Source organism: candidate division KSB1 bacterium (assembly GCA_034505495.1).
GTDB lineage: Bacteria > Zhuqueibacterota > Zhuqueibacteria > Residuimicrobiales > Krinioviventaceae > Fontimicrobium_A.
The window spans coordinates 1-14955 of the sequence record JAPDQV010000051.1; the positions used below are offsets into that span (position 1 = coordinate 1).

The 14955-nt window shown below is 54.2% G+C and carries 15 protein-coding genes and 5 tRNA genes; all 20 read left to right on the forward strand.

From position 1 onward, the window contains the following. Positions 1–145 precede the first annotated feature (145 nt). The 20 genes from ONB24_14095 (at position 146) to ONB24_14190 (ending at position 14856) form a co-directional block, all read left to right on the forward strand. Entirely contained in the window at positions 146–913 is a 768-nt protein-coding gene (locus tag ONB24_14095) for a type III pantothenate kinase (protein MDZ7317246.1), read from the forward strand. Continuing rightward, complete coding sequence (locus ONB24_14100; GenBank protein ID MDZ7317247.1) at positions 910–1560, forward strand: tRNA (guanine-N(7)-)-methyltransferase; 651 nt, start codon at positions 910–912, stop codon at positions 1558–1560. Before ONB24_14095 ends, ONB24_14100 begins: the two co-directional genes overlap by 4 nt. Next, positions 1544–2632, forward strand: a complete 1089-nt coding sequence (rsgA, locus tag ONB24_14105; GenBank protein ID MDZ7317248.1) for a ribosome small subunit-dependent GTPase A — start codon at positions 1544–1546, stop codon at positions 2630–2632. Before ONB24_14100 ends, rsgA begins: the two co-directional genes overlap by 17 nt. Positions 2633–2646: 14 nt before the next feature. Beyond that, complete coding sequence (locus tag ONB24_14110) at positions 2647–3687, forward strand: DUF3616 domain-containing protein (GenBank protein MDZ7317249.1); 1041 nt, start codon at positions 2647–2649, stop codon at positions 3685–3687. Between the two features lie 90 nt (positions 3688–3777). Continuing rightward, positions 3778–3852: transfer RNA gene (locus ONB24_14115), tRNA-Gly, on the forward strand. Between the two features lie 4 nt (positions 3853–3856). Next, positions 3857–3932, forward strand: a tRNA-Cys gene (locus tag ONB24_14120). A 12-nt stretch (positions 3933–3944) separates the two neighbouring features. Then, a tRNA-Leu gene (locus tag ONB24_14125) sits at positions 3945–4031 on the forward strand. Positions 4032–4092: 61 nt separating this feature from the next. Then, positions 4093–4166 (forward strand) — tRNA-Val (locus tag ONB24_14130). A gap of 69 nt (positions 4167–4235) precedes the next feature. Then, positions 4236–6152, forward strand: coding sequence for a threonine--tRNA ligase (thrS, locus tag ONB24_14135; protein ID MDZ7317250.1), 1917 nt, complete (start codon positions 4236–4238; stop codon positions 6150–6152). A gap of 42 nt (positions 6153–6194) precedes the next feature. Next, positions 6195–6689 (forward strand): translation initiation factor IF-3, encoded by a 495-nt coding sequence (gene infC, locus ONB24_14140; protein ID MDZ7317251.1) that lies wholly within the window; start codon positions 6195–6197, stop codon positions 6687–6689. 11 nt (positions 6690–6700) lie between these two features. Further along, positions 6701–6895, forward strand: coding sequence for a 50S ribosomal protein L35 (rpmI, locus tag ONB24_14145; protein MDZ7317252.1), 195 nt, complete (start codon positions 6701–6703; stop codon positions 6893–6895). Between the two features lie 33 nt (positions 6896–6928). Further along, positions 6929–7276, forward strand: a complete 348-nt coding sequence (rplT, locus tag ONB24_14150) for a 50S ribosomal protein L20 (protein MDZ7317253.1) — start codon at positions 6929–6931, stop codon at positions 7274–7276. 6 nt (positions 7277–7282) lie between these two features. After that, a complete protein-coding gene (locus ONB24_14155) occupies positions 7283–8311 on the forward strand; it encodes a phenylalanine--tRNA ligase subunit alpha (GenBank protein MDZ7317254.1) in 1029 nt (342 codons plus the stop codon). 12 nt (positions 8312–8323) lie between these two features. Next, positions 8324–10705, forward strand: a complete 2382-nt coding sequence (pheT, locus tag ONB24_14160; protein MDZ7317255.1) for a phenylalanine--tRNA ligase subunit beta — start codon at positions 8324–8326, stop codon at positions 10703–10705. Positions 10706–10707: 2 nt separating this feature from the next. Beyond that, positions 10708–10998, forward strand: coding sequence for a hypothetical protein (locus ONB24_14165; GenBank protein ID MDZ7317256.1), 291 nt, complete (start codon positions 10708–10710; stop codon positions 10996–10998). A 53-nt stretch (positions 10999–11051) separates the two neighbouring features. After that, positions 11052–11372: a cell division protein ZapA gene (locus tag ONB24_14170; GenBank protein MDZ7317257.1), complete on the forward strand. Its 321-nt coding sequence runs from the start codon at positions 11052–11054 to the stop codon at positions 11370–11372. 142 nt (positions 11373–11514) lie between these two features. Then, positions 11515–13071, forward strand: coding sequence for a ribonuclease Y (gene rny / locus ONB24_14175; GenBank protein ID MDZ7317258.1), 1557 nt, complete (start codon positions 11515–11517; stop codon positions 13069–13071). Between the two features lie 12 nt (positions 13072–13083). Further along, positions 13084–13890, forward strand: coding sequence for a TIGR00282 family metallophosphoesterase (locus ONB24_14180; GenBank protein MDZ7317259.1), 807 nt, complete (start codon positions 13084–13086; stop codon positions 13888–13890). Continuing rightward, the gene (folD, locus tag ONB24_14185) at positions 13890–14792 is read left to right on the forward strand and encodes a bifunctional methylenetetrahydrofolate dehydrogenase/methenyltetrahydrofolate cyclohydrolase FolD (GenBank protein ID MDZ7317260.1); all 903 of its coding nucleotides are present in this window, start codon (positions 13890–13892) and stop codon (positions 14790–14792) included. Before ONB24_14180 ends, folD begins: the two co-directional genes overlap by 1 nt. Beyond that, a tRNA-Arg gene (locus ONB24_14190) sits at positions 14783–14856 on the forward strand. Before folD ends, ONB24_14190 begins: the two co-directional genes overlap by 10 nt. Positions 14857–14955: the final 99 nt, after the last annotated feature.

Genomic DNA, 14955 nt, shown 5'->3' on the forward strand with positions numbered 1-14955 from the left:
CATCTAAATCGAACCATACAGACCACCGTACAAGGGAAAGCCCTGATCGGCGTTTTCCTTGGACTGGATGAAAACGGTGCCGCACTGCTGCAGAGCGGCGACCGGATCGTGACCATCACCAATTTCGCTACTTGGGAGACTGACGATGCTGTTGGCGATTGATATTGGAAACACACAAATTGCCGCCGGACTCATGGAGGGAGATGAGCTGCGGGCGCACTGGCGCATTTCAAGCATGATCGAACGGACCGAGGACGAGGCGTGGATGATGATGTCCAACATTGCCCGTGCCAATCAGGTCGATCTTGCGCAGACGACCGGCGTGGTCATTTCTTCGGTCGTGCCGGATTTGACCCACACTTTTGAAAAAATGGCCGTCAAATACCTGCATTTCGCCCCGCTGGTGGTCAGTTCGGCGCTCGATCTCGGCATCGAGATCGCCTACGAAAGCCCGACCCTTGTCGGAGCAGACCGGCTCTGCAACGCCGTCGGCGGCTTTTTCAAATACGGCGGGCCGCTGAACATCGTCGATTTCGGCACCGCCACCACCTTCGATGTTGTTTCGCGCGATGGCAAATATCTCGGCGGCGTGATCGCGCCTGGAATCGAAATGTCGGCGCAGATTCTTCATCGTCGCGCCGCCAAGCTGCCGAGGGTCTATCTGTCATTCCCCGCGCGCGTCATCGGCCGCACTACGGAAACCAGCATGCAGTCCGGTTTGATGTACGGCACCGTCGAGATGGTCGAGGGACTGACAGCCCGCATCAGCGAGGAGCTCGGTGAAAAGCCGATGAACATCGCCACCGGCGGCCTCGCCCGTTTGCTTATGGGACACTTACGAACTCCTTTCAAGTTGGAGCCTTTTCTTACTCTCGAAGGGATGCGCATTATTTACGAGCGAAATCGACCTTGAAGGGTAACAGCAAACTCGTCATAAGCAGGCAGACTCTGCCTCACGAACGCCTCGAAGTTACGGTGCGCCGCCATCTTGCCGCCGAGTGGCAAAAGCCGCCGGCGAGCCATACTCGTGAGGCCTTTATGCGCTTTCTTCAAGTCGTCTCTTCAATAAATCGGCCGATGATCCTCGATTCCGGCTGCGGAACCGGCGAAAGCACCCTGCGCCTTGCCGAAGATCACATGGACTGCTGGGTAATCGGAATCGACAAGTCGGCGGCGCGGCTGGCCAAAGCAAATAAAAAAGAGCGGCCGCAAAACGCTGTCTTTTTACGTGCCGATCAATTCGACTTTTGGCGTTTGGCCGCCGAAAAGGGTATGCGCTTCAAAGTCCACTATCTTTTTTATCCCAATCCATGGCCGAAAAAGGAGCATCTGAAGCGGCGAGTTCATGCCCATCCTGCCTTCAAATACTTGATAGCGATTTCTGAACGTTTGATTTTGCGCAGTAATTGGCTTATATTTATCCAAGAATTTGCCGCCGCCTATCGTCTGGCGACCGGTTATGAGGGTGAAACGGCAAAGATTCGCCCGCAGGAAGCGTATACTCTGTTCGAAAAAAAGTTTCTCGAAAGCGGACACGAGCTGTATGAATTCAGAGGATAATGTAACCCCAAACGAACGACCGAGAACGTTGGAAGAACTCGGCTGGAATGATTTCTTTGCCGAACATGCCAAGCCGGCGCTTTCCCGCGGACTAATTCCCGGCCGAGTCTCACTGCAGCAGAAAAAGCTCTATCGCGTCCTGACGGAAAAGGGCGACATACCGGCCGTGGTGGCAGGCAAATTGCGCCATGCCGCCAAGTCGCCGGCCGATTTTCCGGTCGTCGGCGACTGGGTAATGCTGGCCGAGGGAGGAAACCAGGCTACCATTCAGCAGGTTCTACCGCGGAAGTGCAAAATTTCGCGCGACACCGGCACGCGCACCGGCCGACGTCTCGTCACTGAGGAGCAGGTTCTGGCTGCTAATGTTGATCGAATCTTTCTCGTTACCGCCCTTAATGAAGAATTCAATCCGCGCCGCATCGATCGCTATTTGACCTTGATCGCGCAGAGCGGCGCCGAACCGATCCTTATCCTTAACAAGGCCGATCTCCATCCGGAGCCGGACAAGGTCGCCGAAATCGTTCGGCAATCCTATTCTCACATACCGGTGCATGTGATCAGCGCATTGCTGCAGCAGGGAATCGATCAGTTGACGCCCTATTTTCGGCGAGGTGAGACCGTTGCCATGCTCGGCTCCTCCGGTGTCGGCAAGACGACGTTGCTGAACGATCTGATCGGTGAAGACCGTTATGCCGTTCGCGAAACGAGCCGCTACAAAGATCGCGGCAAGCATTCCACTACCTATCGGGAGCTGATACTGCTTCGCAACGGCGGCCTATTGATCGATAACCCGGGTCTGCGCTCGGTGCAATTGTGGGATGTAGATGACCCAAGCGCCGCCTTTCCGGAGATCGAAGAGCTGAGCAGATCGTGTCGGTTCCGCAACTGCAGGCATCTCAACGAGCCGGACTGTGCCGTTTTATCGGCCCTCGCGAGCGGTGAATTAGACCCGATGCGTTACGAAAGCTACGTCCGTCTGCAGGCCGAAAAAGAACTGCAGGCCAAGAAGCGGATTCGACCGAAAAGCGGCAAAAGCATCAAATACGATTCGTGGACCGATGAATGGGAATAAGGTCGGGAGACGGTATGGTCAATCGACTTTGTATATTAACGGCTGCTTTATCGGTGGTGCTGCTGTTGCAGAAGCAGCCTAAGGCCCAGGAGCTGACTTTTTCGACCATGTGCGACGCTTCCGCCGGCATCGCCTTGGACGATCAGCATTTTGTTGCCGTCAACGACGAAGATAATTTGCTGCGCATTTTTCGCCTCGATCGGACAGAGCCGGTTTTTATCCAAGATTTATCCTCTATGTTGGGAATCGCATACGACGACAAGAGTCCCGAAGCAGATTTGGAAGGCGCCGCCCGCCTTGGAGAGGTCATCTATTTCATCTCCTCTCACGGCAGAGACAAAGAAGGAAGGTTGCGAAAAAATCGCCATCGCTTTTTTGCGCTGCGCATCGAACGGCGCGGAGATGATTTTTCTGTTCAGCCGTTCGGCAAACCCTACAGTCGTTTGTTGGACGACTTGATTGCCGATCCCGTTTCTCGACGGACAGGCCTGAAAGAAGCCTACCAGCCGCAAAAAAAGAGAGATGATCAGCTGCGTCCGAAAAAGAGAGGAGTCAATATCGAAGGACTAGCAGCCGGCAGCGACGGCAAAAGCCTGCTCATCGGTTTTCGCAACCCGCGACCCAAAGGCAAGGCGCTGCTGGTGCCTCTGTTGAATCCGGAACGCGTGCTTTTGTACGGAGAAGCGGCGCGCTTCGGTGCACCTATTGTGTTGGACTTGGGTGGTTTGGGTATACGCAGCCTGGAACGTAGGGGAGAAAAGGGTTGTCTGCTGATCATTGCAGGCGGCGTCGAAGAATCAAAAGACTCTGCTCTTTTCGTCTTGGATGATCTGTCGCTGGCGACCCGCAGAGTGGATACGATAGCCATCCCCCGCGATTGGACGCCGGAATCACTGTTCTTTTATCCGGACGGTCGGTGGCAGATTCTCAGCGATGACGGCACTGTGCCGGTGCACAACAGCCTCGGCAGCATTTGTCCTTGCAAAGAAGCGGATGAACCTCGAACAAAAACTTTTCGCAGTCTAATTTTGGCAGACGATCCGTGCCGGAATTAAAGCCCAAGTCAGAAAAAGTAAGCATCGAAAAGACAAAAATAGCTTGCATAAATACACCAAAGTTTTTATATTTCTTAACCTTTGTGAGATGCGGGAGTAGTTCAGTGGTAGAACACAACCTTGCCAAGGTTGGGGTCGCGAGTTCAAGCCTCGTCTCCCGCTCCATCACGGCGGCGTAGCCAAGTGGCTAAGGCGGAGGTCTGCAAAACCTCTATTCATCGGTTCGATTCCGATCGCCGCCTCCAGATGCCCAGACGGCCGGGGTGGCGAAATTGGTAGACGCAAGGGACTTAAAATCCCTCGGAATGAATAATTCCGTGCCGGTTAGATTCCGGCCCTCGGCACTGTTACATGACGATTTCGGCTGCCGACGGCCGCGAAAATTGAAACGATCGATTCATAAACGGGCGGTTAGCTCAGATGGTTAGAGTACTTGCTTGACATGCAAGGGGTCACTGGTTCAAATCCAGTACCGCCCACATAAATTGCCGCCGCCTCTTTGAGGCGGTTTTAATTTGTAGAAACGATGATCCGGAAAGGGTGATTGTTTGGCCAAAATTTCGATACGGTTTCCAGACGGCAGAGAAAAATCCTACGACTCCGGCATAACCGGCCGCGATATTTTGACGGAGATCGGGGGAAAATTGGCGCGAGAAGCGCTGGCCCTCAAGATCAACAACAAACTCCTCGACTTGGCTCGACCTCTGACGGAGAGCGGCGATCTTTTGTTCCTCACCTTCGATTCCCGCGAAGGCAAGGAAATATTTTGGCACAGCAGCGCCCATATTATGGCGCACGCCGTCAAGGAGCTCTTTCCGCAGGCCAAATTTGCCTTTGGGCCGCCGGTCGAAGAGGGCTTTTACTACGATATCGACTTGGGACAGAGTCTTACGCCGGAAGATTTAGTTAGAATCGAAGCCAAAATGGCTGAAATCGTCGCCGCCGACCGACCGTTCATTCGCGAGGAAATGTCGGTTGAAGAGGCGCTGCGGCTTTTCAAAGAACGGGGCGAGGATTACAAAGTCGAACAGATCGAGCGATTGGGCGAACCGCCGAGCATCTATCGCGAAGGCGATTTCATCGACTTGTGCCGCGGCCCGCACCTGCCGTCTACCGGCTATGTCGCCGCCTTTAAACTTCTCAGCGTCGCCGGCGCCTATTGGCTGGGCGACGAAAAAAATGCCCAACTGCAGCGCATCTACGGCATCTCGTTTCCGAAAAAATCTCTATTGGACGAATACCTCTTTCGACTCGAAGAGGCGAAGCGGCGCGATCACCGTCGATTGGGCAAAGAGCTTGATCTCTTTACAATTCAGGATGAAGCAGGCCCCGGCTTGGTGCTTTGGCACCCCAAAGGCGCCTTTATTCGCTACAAGATCGAAGAGTATTGGAAGCAGCGCCATCTGGAAGCGGGTTACGAGTTCGTCAATTCCCCGCACATTGCGCGCAAGACGCTGTGGGGGATCAGCGGCCATCTCGATTTCTTTAGCGAGAACATGTACTCGCCGATGCAGGTCGATGAGCAGGAATATCTCGTCAAGCCGATGAACTGCCCGTTCCACCTGCTCATTTACCGCAGCAAAACGAGAAGTTATCGTGATCTTCCGTTCCGTTGGGCCGAGTTGGGCACGGTCTACCGTTATGAGCGCTCCGGCGTGCTGCACGGACTGATGCGCGTACGCGGCTTTACGCAGGACGACGCCCACATTTTCTGCCGACCCGATCAACTGGACGACGAGGTGTTCAAACTGATCGATTTTTCCACCGGCATGCTGCGGACCTTCGGCTTTGAGTCCTTCGACGTGTACCTGTCCACTCGACCGGAGAAATATGTCGGCACTTTGGAAAACTGGGAACGGGCCACGGAAGCGCTGCGCAAAGGACTCGATGCTTCGGGAATTCCCTATCAGATCGATCCCGGCGAGGGTGTTTTTTATGGGCCGAAAATCGACATCAAAATTCGCGATTCCATCGGCCGCTCTTGGCAGTGCTCCACTATTCAGGTGGATTTCAATGAACCCGAGCGTTTCGACATCCACTATGTCGCTCAGGACGGCCAACGGCATCGCCCCATCATGATCCATCGGGCGCTTCTCGGTTCATTGGAGCGGTTTTTCGGTGTGTTGATCGAGCATTATGCGGGCGCCTTTCCCTTATGGCTGGCGCCGGTTCAGGTTGTCGTCATGCCGATAACGGATCAGCAGCATGACTATGCCGCGCAAGTAAATGAACAGCTCAAGTCCGCCGGAATTCGCACGGAATTGGACGACCGTAATGAAAAAATCGGTTATAAAATTCGCGAAGCGGAGACGCAAAAGATTCCATACATGCTAATCCTCGGCAAAAAAGAGTTCGAAACACAAACTGTCGCAGTGCGCAAACGCCATGAGGGCGACAAGGGCAGTATGACACTGAGTGAATTCATCGCTCTGGTGCAGGAGGGCGTGCAGAAAAAAACAATGTAAATAAAGAACCTAGTTTGGAGGTGCCACATCAAGGTCAAAGAAATTCGCGTCAACGATGAAATCGAAGCAAAAAGCGTTCGATGCATCGGCCCCGACGGGAAGCAGATCGGCGTAATCAGCAAAGCGGAAGCGTTGCGTTTGGCCGATGAGGCCGGGCTGGATTTAGTCGAAATTTCTCCGACTGCCGTGCCTCCCGTCTGCAAGATTATGGATTTCGGCAAGTTCAAATACGAACTGGCCAAGAAGGAAAAGGACAGTCGTAAAAAACAACACGTCATCGTTACCAAGGAAATTCGGCTGAGGCCAAAGACCGAGGAACATGATTTTCTCTTTAAAGTCAAGCACGCCAGGAAGTTTATCGAGGAAGGAAATCGCGTCAAAGCCACCGTCATGTTCCGTGGACGCGAAAATGCCCATCGCGAATTCGGCGAAGCGGTTCTGGAAAGGCTCAAGAAAGAATTGGAAGATGTAGCCAAGGTTGAAAAAGATACGAAATTTGAAGGCGGTCAACTGATACTCTATCTGACGAAAAAGTGAGGTAATGTAAAATGCCGAAAATGAAAACGAACCGTGCAGCGATGAAGCGGTTCAGATTTACCGGTACGGGCAAAATTCGCCGTTCGCGCGCATTTGCCAGCCATATTCTTACCAAAAAGAACGCCAAGCGGAAACGCCGGCTGCGGCAGAATACGCTGATTGCCAAAGCCGATTACGCCCGCGTCAAACGCTTGATCAGCGCCTGATTGTTTACACCCTGAACGATACGGAGGACTATAATGCCCAGATCGCATTCTTCTGTTCCGACCCATCATCGTCGGAAAAAATATCTCAAAGCTGCCAAAGGTTATTGGGGCGGTAAGCACCGTCTGTTCAAGTCTGCCAAAGAACAGGTCGAAAAGGGCCTGCAGTATGCCTATCGCGATCGAAGGAATCGCCGGCGCGAGCTTCGGGCTTTGTGGATCACGCGCATCAATGCCGCTTCGCGGATGTTCGGGCTGTCCTATTCTCAGCTCATCGACAAGCTGAATAAAAAGGGCATCGTCGTAGATCGCAAAATCCTAGCCGACTTGGCCGTAAACGACATTAAAGCCTTTGAAGCCGTCGTCAATTCCGCTAAATCCTGATCGCTCATGTCGGAGGCATTCAAACAGATCCTGATGACAGCGGCGGAAATCCGCCGCGAGTTTGCGGAAAAGAGCCGTACTGTCGCCTCTTCCGCAGAGGTGGAAGAGCTGCGCATCGCTTTTCTTGGTAGAAAGGGCAAGGTGACTGCGCTCTTTCAGCTTATTGGCGCCGTCGATGCCGAGGAAAAGCCGCGCGCGGGAGCGGAGCTGAACCGCCTTCGCGACGAGCTGACGCAGACCCTCCAAGAACTGAAGCAACAGGAAAAAGATCGCGAGGAGCGCGCCTCTTTTTTTGACCCGACACTGCCGGGACGCCGTCCGCCGCAGGGCAGCCTGCATCCCCTGCTGCAGGTGATGGACGAGATCAAGAGCATCTTTATCGGCATGGGGTTCCGAGTGGAGGAGGGGCCGGAAATCGAAACCGACTATTATAACTTTGAAGCGTTGAACGTTCCGGCGCATCACCCTTCGCGCGACATGCACGACACTTTTTATGTCGAAGGCGGTTTTCTCTTGCGTACACACACCTCACCGGTGCAAATCCACACGATGGAAAAGCAAAAACCGCCGATCCGCATGATCGCTCCCGGCCGCTGCTTTCGCAAAGACACGCCGGATGCCACTCATTCGCCCATATTTCATCAGGTGGAGGGCTTGGTTGTCGATCGCGGCGTCTCGTTTGCGGACCTAAAGGGGGTGGTACAGGCCTTTGCGCAAAGACTTCTAGGGCATGGCGTACAGGTTCGCTTTCGCCCGAGCTTTTTTCCGTTTACCGAGCCCAGCGCAGAATACGATTTTTCCTGCATTTTTTGCGGCGGCAACGGCTGCCGGGTATGCAAACAGACCGGCTGGCTCGAGATCTCCGGCGCCGGTATGGTCGATCCGGAGGTCTTTGGATTCGTCGACATCGATCCCGAAATTTACTCCGGCTACGCCTTCGGCATGGGCATCGAGCGGATCGCGATGCTGCTTTTAGGCGTACACGATATCCGAATTTTTTACGAAAACGATTTGCGCTTTCTCAACCAGTTTTAATGGTGGACCGACTTGAAAGTAACGCTGAGCTGGCTTAAGGAATTTGTCGATATTGATCTTTCGATCGAGCAGATCGCCGAAACTCTGACCATGCGCGGCCTGGAGATCGAGGAAATCACTCGGCCGCAATACGCTTTTTCCGGTGTGGTCACTGCTCGGGTTCTTGCCGTTGACCCGCATCCGAGTGCCGACCATCTGCGAGTTTGCCGCGTCTCGGACGGCACGGCAGAGCGGAACGTCGTCTGCGGCGCTCCCAACGTCCGAAAAGGCAAGGTTTATCCGCTGGCGCTTCCGGGCGCCAAGCTGGGAGAGATGAGCATCGAAACGCGGCCGCTGCGGGGCGTTGTAAGCGAAGGGATGCTCTGTTCGGAAAGCGAGCTCGGGCTTTCCGAGCGTGCGGACGGGCTTCTCGAGCTGCCGGATGATGCGCCGCTCGGCAAAGACTTGAAAGAGCTGCTCGGAGAGGCTGATACAACTTTTGATGTCTTTGTAACACCCAATCGCGCCGACTGCATGAGCGTGATTGGAATTGCCCGTGAGCTGGCGTCGGCCATGGGCAGACCGTTAAAGAAACGCGCTCTTTCTTTGCAGCCCGCGCCTGCCGGCGAAGCGATGAATGTGGAGATCCTTGACCCTCAGCGCTGTCCGCGTTACACCGGCAGACTCATTGCTGAGGTAAAAATCGGTCCTTCGCCGCTTTGGCTGGCCAGACGTCTCCACGCAGTGGGCGTGCGGTCGATCAATAATGTGGTCGACATTACCAACTATGTGATGATGGAAACCGGCCAGCCGCTCCACGCTTTCGATCGGGCGTTACTCAGAGGAAATCGAATCGTTGTACGCACCGCCGACAAAGGGGAACGATTTGTAACGCTGGACGGCAAAGAGCATGAGCTTGGCCCTGAAGACTTGTTGATCTGCGACGCGGAGCGGCCGGTTGCCTTGGCCGGAATTATGGGCGGACTCAATTCCGAAGTTTCTGAGCAAACGACTGCGGTCTTTTTGGAAAGCGCTCATTTCGAGCCCACCGGCATCCGCAAGACCTCCGGTAGACTGCAGGTGGCCAGCGAATCCTCGCGGAGATTCGAGCGGGGCGTCGACCCCAACGGCGCCGTCTATGCGTTGGACCGCGCCGCTCAGCTGATGGTCGAATTGGCAGGCGGCAAAATCCTCGGCGAGGTCGTTGATGTTTATGCCAAACCGATCGCACCGTTGACCATTCGGCTTTCCACCGCAAAATGCAATGCCTTGTTGGGTACCAATCTGCCGCAGGAAAAAATCGGGTCGATTCTGCAAAGCCTCGAGCTGCCGACGCAACCGATGGATGCCGACTTGTTGTCGGTGCAAATTCCCACTTTCCGTTTCGATCTCACTCGGCCGGTCGACTTGATGGAAGAGGTGGCGCGCTGCATCGGTTATCATGCAGTGCCGCCCGAACCGGCTCCGCGCATCAATCAGATGCAGGAACCGAATCAGCGCGATCGCTTCCGAGATCAAGTGCGGCGAATGCTTGTTTCGGCCGGATTGCGCGAAACGGTCGCCTATAACTTGGTGCCGCGCAAAATAGCCGAAGCTTTCCTGCCGAACGGATTGGAATGCGTCAATCTCATCAATCCACTCAGCGCCGATATGGCCGTCTTTCGTCCGAACATCCTGATTTCCCTATTAGGGACGGCAGCCTACAATCGTAATCGCCAAATGCCGGATCTCAGAATCTATGAGATCGGGCAATCGGGCTGGAAGATTAACGGCAAAATTGAGGAAAAACTGCAGATCGGCGTGCTGTTGTGCGGCGAAAGGTTAAACAAAGAGTGGTATCAAGGGCCGGTTGCTTTTGATTTTTACGACATCAAGGGTATTTACGAGCATCTTTTCGAGGGCATCGGGATTTCGAAAGCGCGTTTTGTGGAGGCGAAAGAGCCGATCTGGGATCGAGAGAGCGTAGGTCTGGAGATCAACGGACGTTACCTCGGTAGTTTCGGCAAGATTCGCAAAGAAATCTGCGCTTTTTACAAGTTCAAGGTTTGCGATGTGTTCGGCTTGTGGCTCGATTTCGATTCACTTTTTGAATTGCGCACTATAAACAAGCGATATGATCCGGTGCCGCGTTTCCCCTCGTCGCCTTTCGACCTTGCTCTGATCGTCGACATCGACACGCCGGTCGGCCGATTGGAGGAGGAAATTCGTCAAGCCGGCGGACCTTACCTGCGCGAGGTTCGCTTGTTCGATCTGTATCAAGGCGATCAGGTTCCGCCCGGCAAAAAAAGTGCGGCTTTTTCATTGACTTTTTCATCAAAAGAACGTACGTTAAACGAAGATGAAGTGAACGAGACGGTCGAAAAAATTCTCGAACGATTGCGCAAAGAATTGGGCGCAGAATTACGACCGAGCTGATCATGGCACAAGAAAGTCTTATTGATTTGTTGGAACGGCGCGTCTATCAGGCGCTGAAAAAAATTGCCGAACAACAAAAGGTCATTCATACTTTAATTCGCGAAAAGCAGGAATTAGAGAAAGCGATCGACGAAAAGGAGAGGCTAATCCGGCAACTGCAGAAGCAGATCGAAGAACTCTCTCAACACAATGATGCCGAACTCTTGAAAGAGTTTCAGGCAAGAGAAATGAAGCTGAAAGAACGCCTTCAGGAACTTGTGGAAAAAATCGACAAGGTGCGACTGCTTGAATGAAGGCGAACGGTGAGGAAACGAGGCGGAAGCCTTTTCTCGCTATGTCAAGTTAAATGGATAATGAAAGCAAAACCTTCAAGGTCAACATTTTCGGCTCGGAGTACGTTTTACGTGCTGACAAGGATAATGATATTCTCCAAATTGCATCGTATGTCGATCAAAAAATGCGGGAGATTCATTCCTTAAAGATGAGTCTGCCTCTGCATCAGGTGGCCATATTGACCGCCCTCAATATTGCTGAGGAGCTTTTTGATCAGCAGAAGAAAGGGATCGGAGAATATCAAAACTTGAAGGAACGGCTCCAACGGCTGATTCAGCAGTTGGAACTTGGCATTCAAAATCCCGCCGAATGGGAAAAGCAGAACGAGAAATAAGCTTTTTGCCCGCTTCTGAACCTCTTTAACCTCCGCCGGTTCTGTACCGGCTTTCCTTTCCGTCGTTGCACTCTAATCCTCGAGTCTCACGCTAACGAGTCAGAGTCCTCTCAACCGGATCTGACGGAGGGGTGAAGGCAACATGACAACGATGATTTTAACGGCTGTGGTGGTCGGCGTCGTCGGGTTTATCGGCGGCTGGCTGGCTTCCAGATACATCGGGCAAAGCAAAGTCGCCAATGCGGAAAAATTGGCGGAAAAGATCATTGCCGATGCGGAAAAAGAAGCGAAAGCTTTAAAACGGGAAAAGCAGCTCGAAGCGAAGGACGAGTTCCTTCGGCTCAAGCAGAATCTGGAAAATGAAATCAGGCAGCGGAGAGCGGAGCTCTCCAAACTGGAAAGCAAACTGGCGGGCAGGGAACAGAGCCTCGATCGACGACACGAACTTCTCAGCAAAAAGGAAGAAGAACTCAAGTCGCTGGAAGCGGATCTAAAGACCCGTTTGGAAAAGACGGCCAAGTTGGAAGCAGAGCTGCAGGAGAAAATTGCCGAGGAGAACGAGCATCTCGAAAAAATCAGCGGCCTGACCAACGAGGAGGCCAAGCGGATCTTGATGAACAATCTCCTGGAAAAGGCCAAACAGGAAGCGGCGCGGGAGATCAAGGAGATCAAGGATCAGGCGCGGCAGGCGGCCAATCGCGAGGCTAAAGAAATTATCGTTCAGGCGATTCAACGAACCGCAGCGGATCATTCTACCGAAACGACGGTCTCGGTCGTGAACCTTCCGAACGATGAGATGAAGGGCCGCATCATCGGACGCGAAGGCCGCAACATTCGCTCTTTCGAGCAGGCGACGGGCGTCGAGGTGATCGTCGACGATACGCCCGAAGCGGTCGTCCTTTCGGGATTCGATCCTTTCCGGCGCGAGATCGCCAAGCTTGCGCTCGAGCGTTTAGTGGCGGACGGCCGTATCCATCCGGCACGCATCGAAGAGGTTGTGAAAAAGACCACCGAAGAGATGGAAGAAAAGCTGGTCGAAATCGGCGAGAAAGCGCTCTTTGAGACCGGCGTCGGCGATGCGCCGCTGGAGATCAAAAAGCTGCTCGGCAAGCTCAAATACCGCACCAGCTACGGCCAGAACAACCTGCAGCATGCCATAGAAGTCTCTTTTCTCTCTGGATTGATGGCGGTGCAGCTCGGATTGGACGGCACATTAGCCAAGCGCGCCGGACTGCTGCACGACATCGGCAAAGCGATCGACCGCTATACCGAAGGAACCCATTCGCAAATCGGCGCCGAATTGGCGAAAAAATACGGCGAACACCCGATCGTCGTCAATGCCATTGCGGCGCATCATGAGGACGTGGAACCGATTTCGCCGATTGCCGTGTTGGTCAAGGCGGCGGACGCGATCAGCGGCTCGAGACCGGGCGCCAGACGCGAGGCACTGGAAACCTACATTAAGCGGCTCGAGGCGCTGGAGGCCATTGCGCGTTCGTTCAGCGGCGTCGGCAACGCCTACGCCATTCAGGCGGGCCGCGAAATTCGCGTCATGGTCGAGCATGACAAGATCGACGATGCCATGGCCGAGCAGCTCAGCTCCGACATTGCCGAACGGATCCAGAACGAGATGGAGTATCCCGGCCAGATCAAGGTCACCGTCATTCGTGAGTTCCGCGCCGTCGATTATGCCAAGTAACGGCCCCAAACGATGAACAGCCGCAAAGACATCGTCACTGTGCTTTTTATCGGCGATGTTGTCGGTAAAGCCGGTCTTGATGCTTTGACCAAGTGGCTGCCGGAGCTTAAAGCGCGGCACGAAATCGAGTTTACCATCGTCAACGGTGAGAACGGGGCGCAGGGTAAGGGACTTACGGAAGCTCTGGCAAAACAGTACATGGAGCTGGGCGCAGATGTCATCACAGGCGGCAACCATACCTGGACGCATGCCGAGTTTCGGCGCTATCTGGATCAAAGCGATCGAGTTCTGAGACCCGCCAACTATCCCGACAGCGCACCCGGCAAAGGGGCGGTGGTTCTGACGTCCTCCGCCGGAACGCCGATCGGCGTCATCAATCTGCAGGGCAGAGCGTTCATGTACGACATCGACTGTCCGTTCCGCAAAGCCGATGAGCTGATCGACCGCCTGCGCCGGCAAACGCCGATCCTGATCGTCGACATGCACGCGGAAGCGACGGCGGAGAAAAGCGCCCTTGCCTGGTACCTCGACGGACGGGTAAGCGCCGTGATCGGCACGCACACCCACGTGCAGACCGCTGATGAACGCATTCTGCCGAAAGGTACCGCCTACCTCAGTGATGCCGGCATGACCGGTCCACACGATTCAGTTATCGGCCTGGATGTTCAGGTCGCCGTTAAGCGGTTTCTTTCGGGCATTCCGGAATATTATCAGACGGCGACCGCCAACGTTCGCCTGAACGGGGTGCTGATCAAGATCGATCGCCAAACCGGGCGGGCAAAGAGCATCGAACGAATCAACCTGCCGGAGGGTAAGTGATGTCCGCGATTCTAATAGACGGAAAAGCCGTTGCGGAAAAAATTTATGCGCAGCTGACGGAAGAGGTTGCCGAGCTAAAACAGAAAGGCATCGTGCCGCGACTGGAGGTCATTCTCGTCGGTGAAAATCCCGCTTCCAAGTCCTATGTCGGCATGAAGCAAAAAGCCTGTGAGAAAATCGGCATTGCGTCGGCAACCACGCATCTGCCCGAGTCCACGCCGGAGAGCGAGCTGTTGGCTTGGATCGACCGTTTCAACCAAGACCCTGCCGTGCACGGCATTCTTGTTCAGCTTCCCCTGCCCAATCATATTTCTGAAAAAAGAATCCTGGAATCCATCCTGCCGGAAAAGGATGTCGACGGCTTTCATCCGGTCAATCGCGGCCGCCTGGCGGTCGGTGAGGAAACGTTCGTACCTTGTACGCCGGCAGGCATGCAGGAATTGTTGAAAGCGTACGACTTTAATCCTGCCGGCAAACACGTTGTCGTGGTCGGCCGGAGCGCCATTGTCGGGATGCCGTTTGCGGTACTCATGATGCAGAAAAAACCGTGGGCAAATGCGACGGTCACCGTGTGCCACACCGGTTCCGGCGACCTCTCGCGATATACGCGCCAGGCGGATATTTTGGCCGTCGCTGCTGGAAGGCCCAATACGGTCACCGGCGACATGATCAAGCCGGGGGCCGTGGTGCTGGATGTGGGCGTCAACCGCGTCGAGGATCCTTCGAATCCCAAAGGCTACAAGCTTGTCGGCGATGTCGATTTTGCTTCCGCCGTAGAAACAGCAGGCGCCATTACGCCGGTTCCGGGCGGCGTCGGTCCCATGACCATTGCCATGCTGCTGAAAAATACCGTGATTTCGTGCAAAAAATTTTGTAAATTGCATAAAGAAATGCGCCCGTAGCTCAACTGGACAGAGCACTAGCCTCCGGAGCTAGGGGTTGTGGGTTCGATTCCCGCCGGGCGTACTAAGCCCGCCGAATTGTTTCGGCGGGCTTTTTTTCTTGGCAATTAAGCATCTATTTCTTATTTTCCCGCCGTCTTTATTCTCCCTATTTCAAAATCAG

Coding starts and splice junctions, on each gene's coding strand:
- ONB24_14095 (MDZ7317246.1), top strand. CDS start 146: ATGCTGTTGGCGATTGATATTGGAAACACACAAATTGCCGCCGGACTC.
- rsgA (MDZ7317248.1), top strand. CDS start 1,544: ATGAATTCAGAGGATAATGTAACCCCAAACGAACGACCGAGAACGTTG.
- ONB24_14110 (MDZ7317249.1), top strand. CDS start 2,647: ATGGTCAATCGACTTTGTATATTAACGGCTGCTTTATCGGTGGTGCTG.
- rpmI (MDZ7317252.1), top strand. CDS start 6,701: ATGCCGAAAATGAAAACGAACCGTGCAGCGATGAAGCGGTTCAGATTT.
- rplT (MDZ7317253.1), top strand. CDS start 6,929: ATGCCCAGATCGCATTCTTCTGTTCCGACCCATCATCGTCGGAAAAAA.
- ONB24_14155 (MDZ7317254.1), top strand. CDS start 7,283: ATGTCGGAGGCATTCAAACAGATCCTGATGACAGCGGCGGAAATCCGC.
- ONB24_14165 (MDZ7317256.1), top strand. CDS start 10,708: ATGGCACAAGAAAGTCTTATTGATTTGTTGGAACGGCGCGTCTATCAG.
- ONB24_14170 (MDZ7317257.1), top strand. CDS start 11,052: ATGGATAATGAAAGCAAAACCTTCAAGGTCAACATTTTCGGCTCGGAG.
- rny (MDZ7317258.1), top strand. CDS start 11,515: ATGACAACGATGATTTTAACGGCTGTGGTGGTCGGCGTCGTCGGGTTT.
- ONB24_14180 (MDZ7317259.1), top strand. CDS start 13,084: ATGAACAGCCGCAAAGACATCGTCACTGTGCTTTTTATCGGCGATGTT.
- folD (MDZ7317260.1), top strand. CDS start 13,890: ATGTCCGCGATTCTAATAGACGGAAAAGCCGTTGCGGAAAAAATTTAT.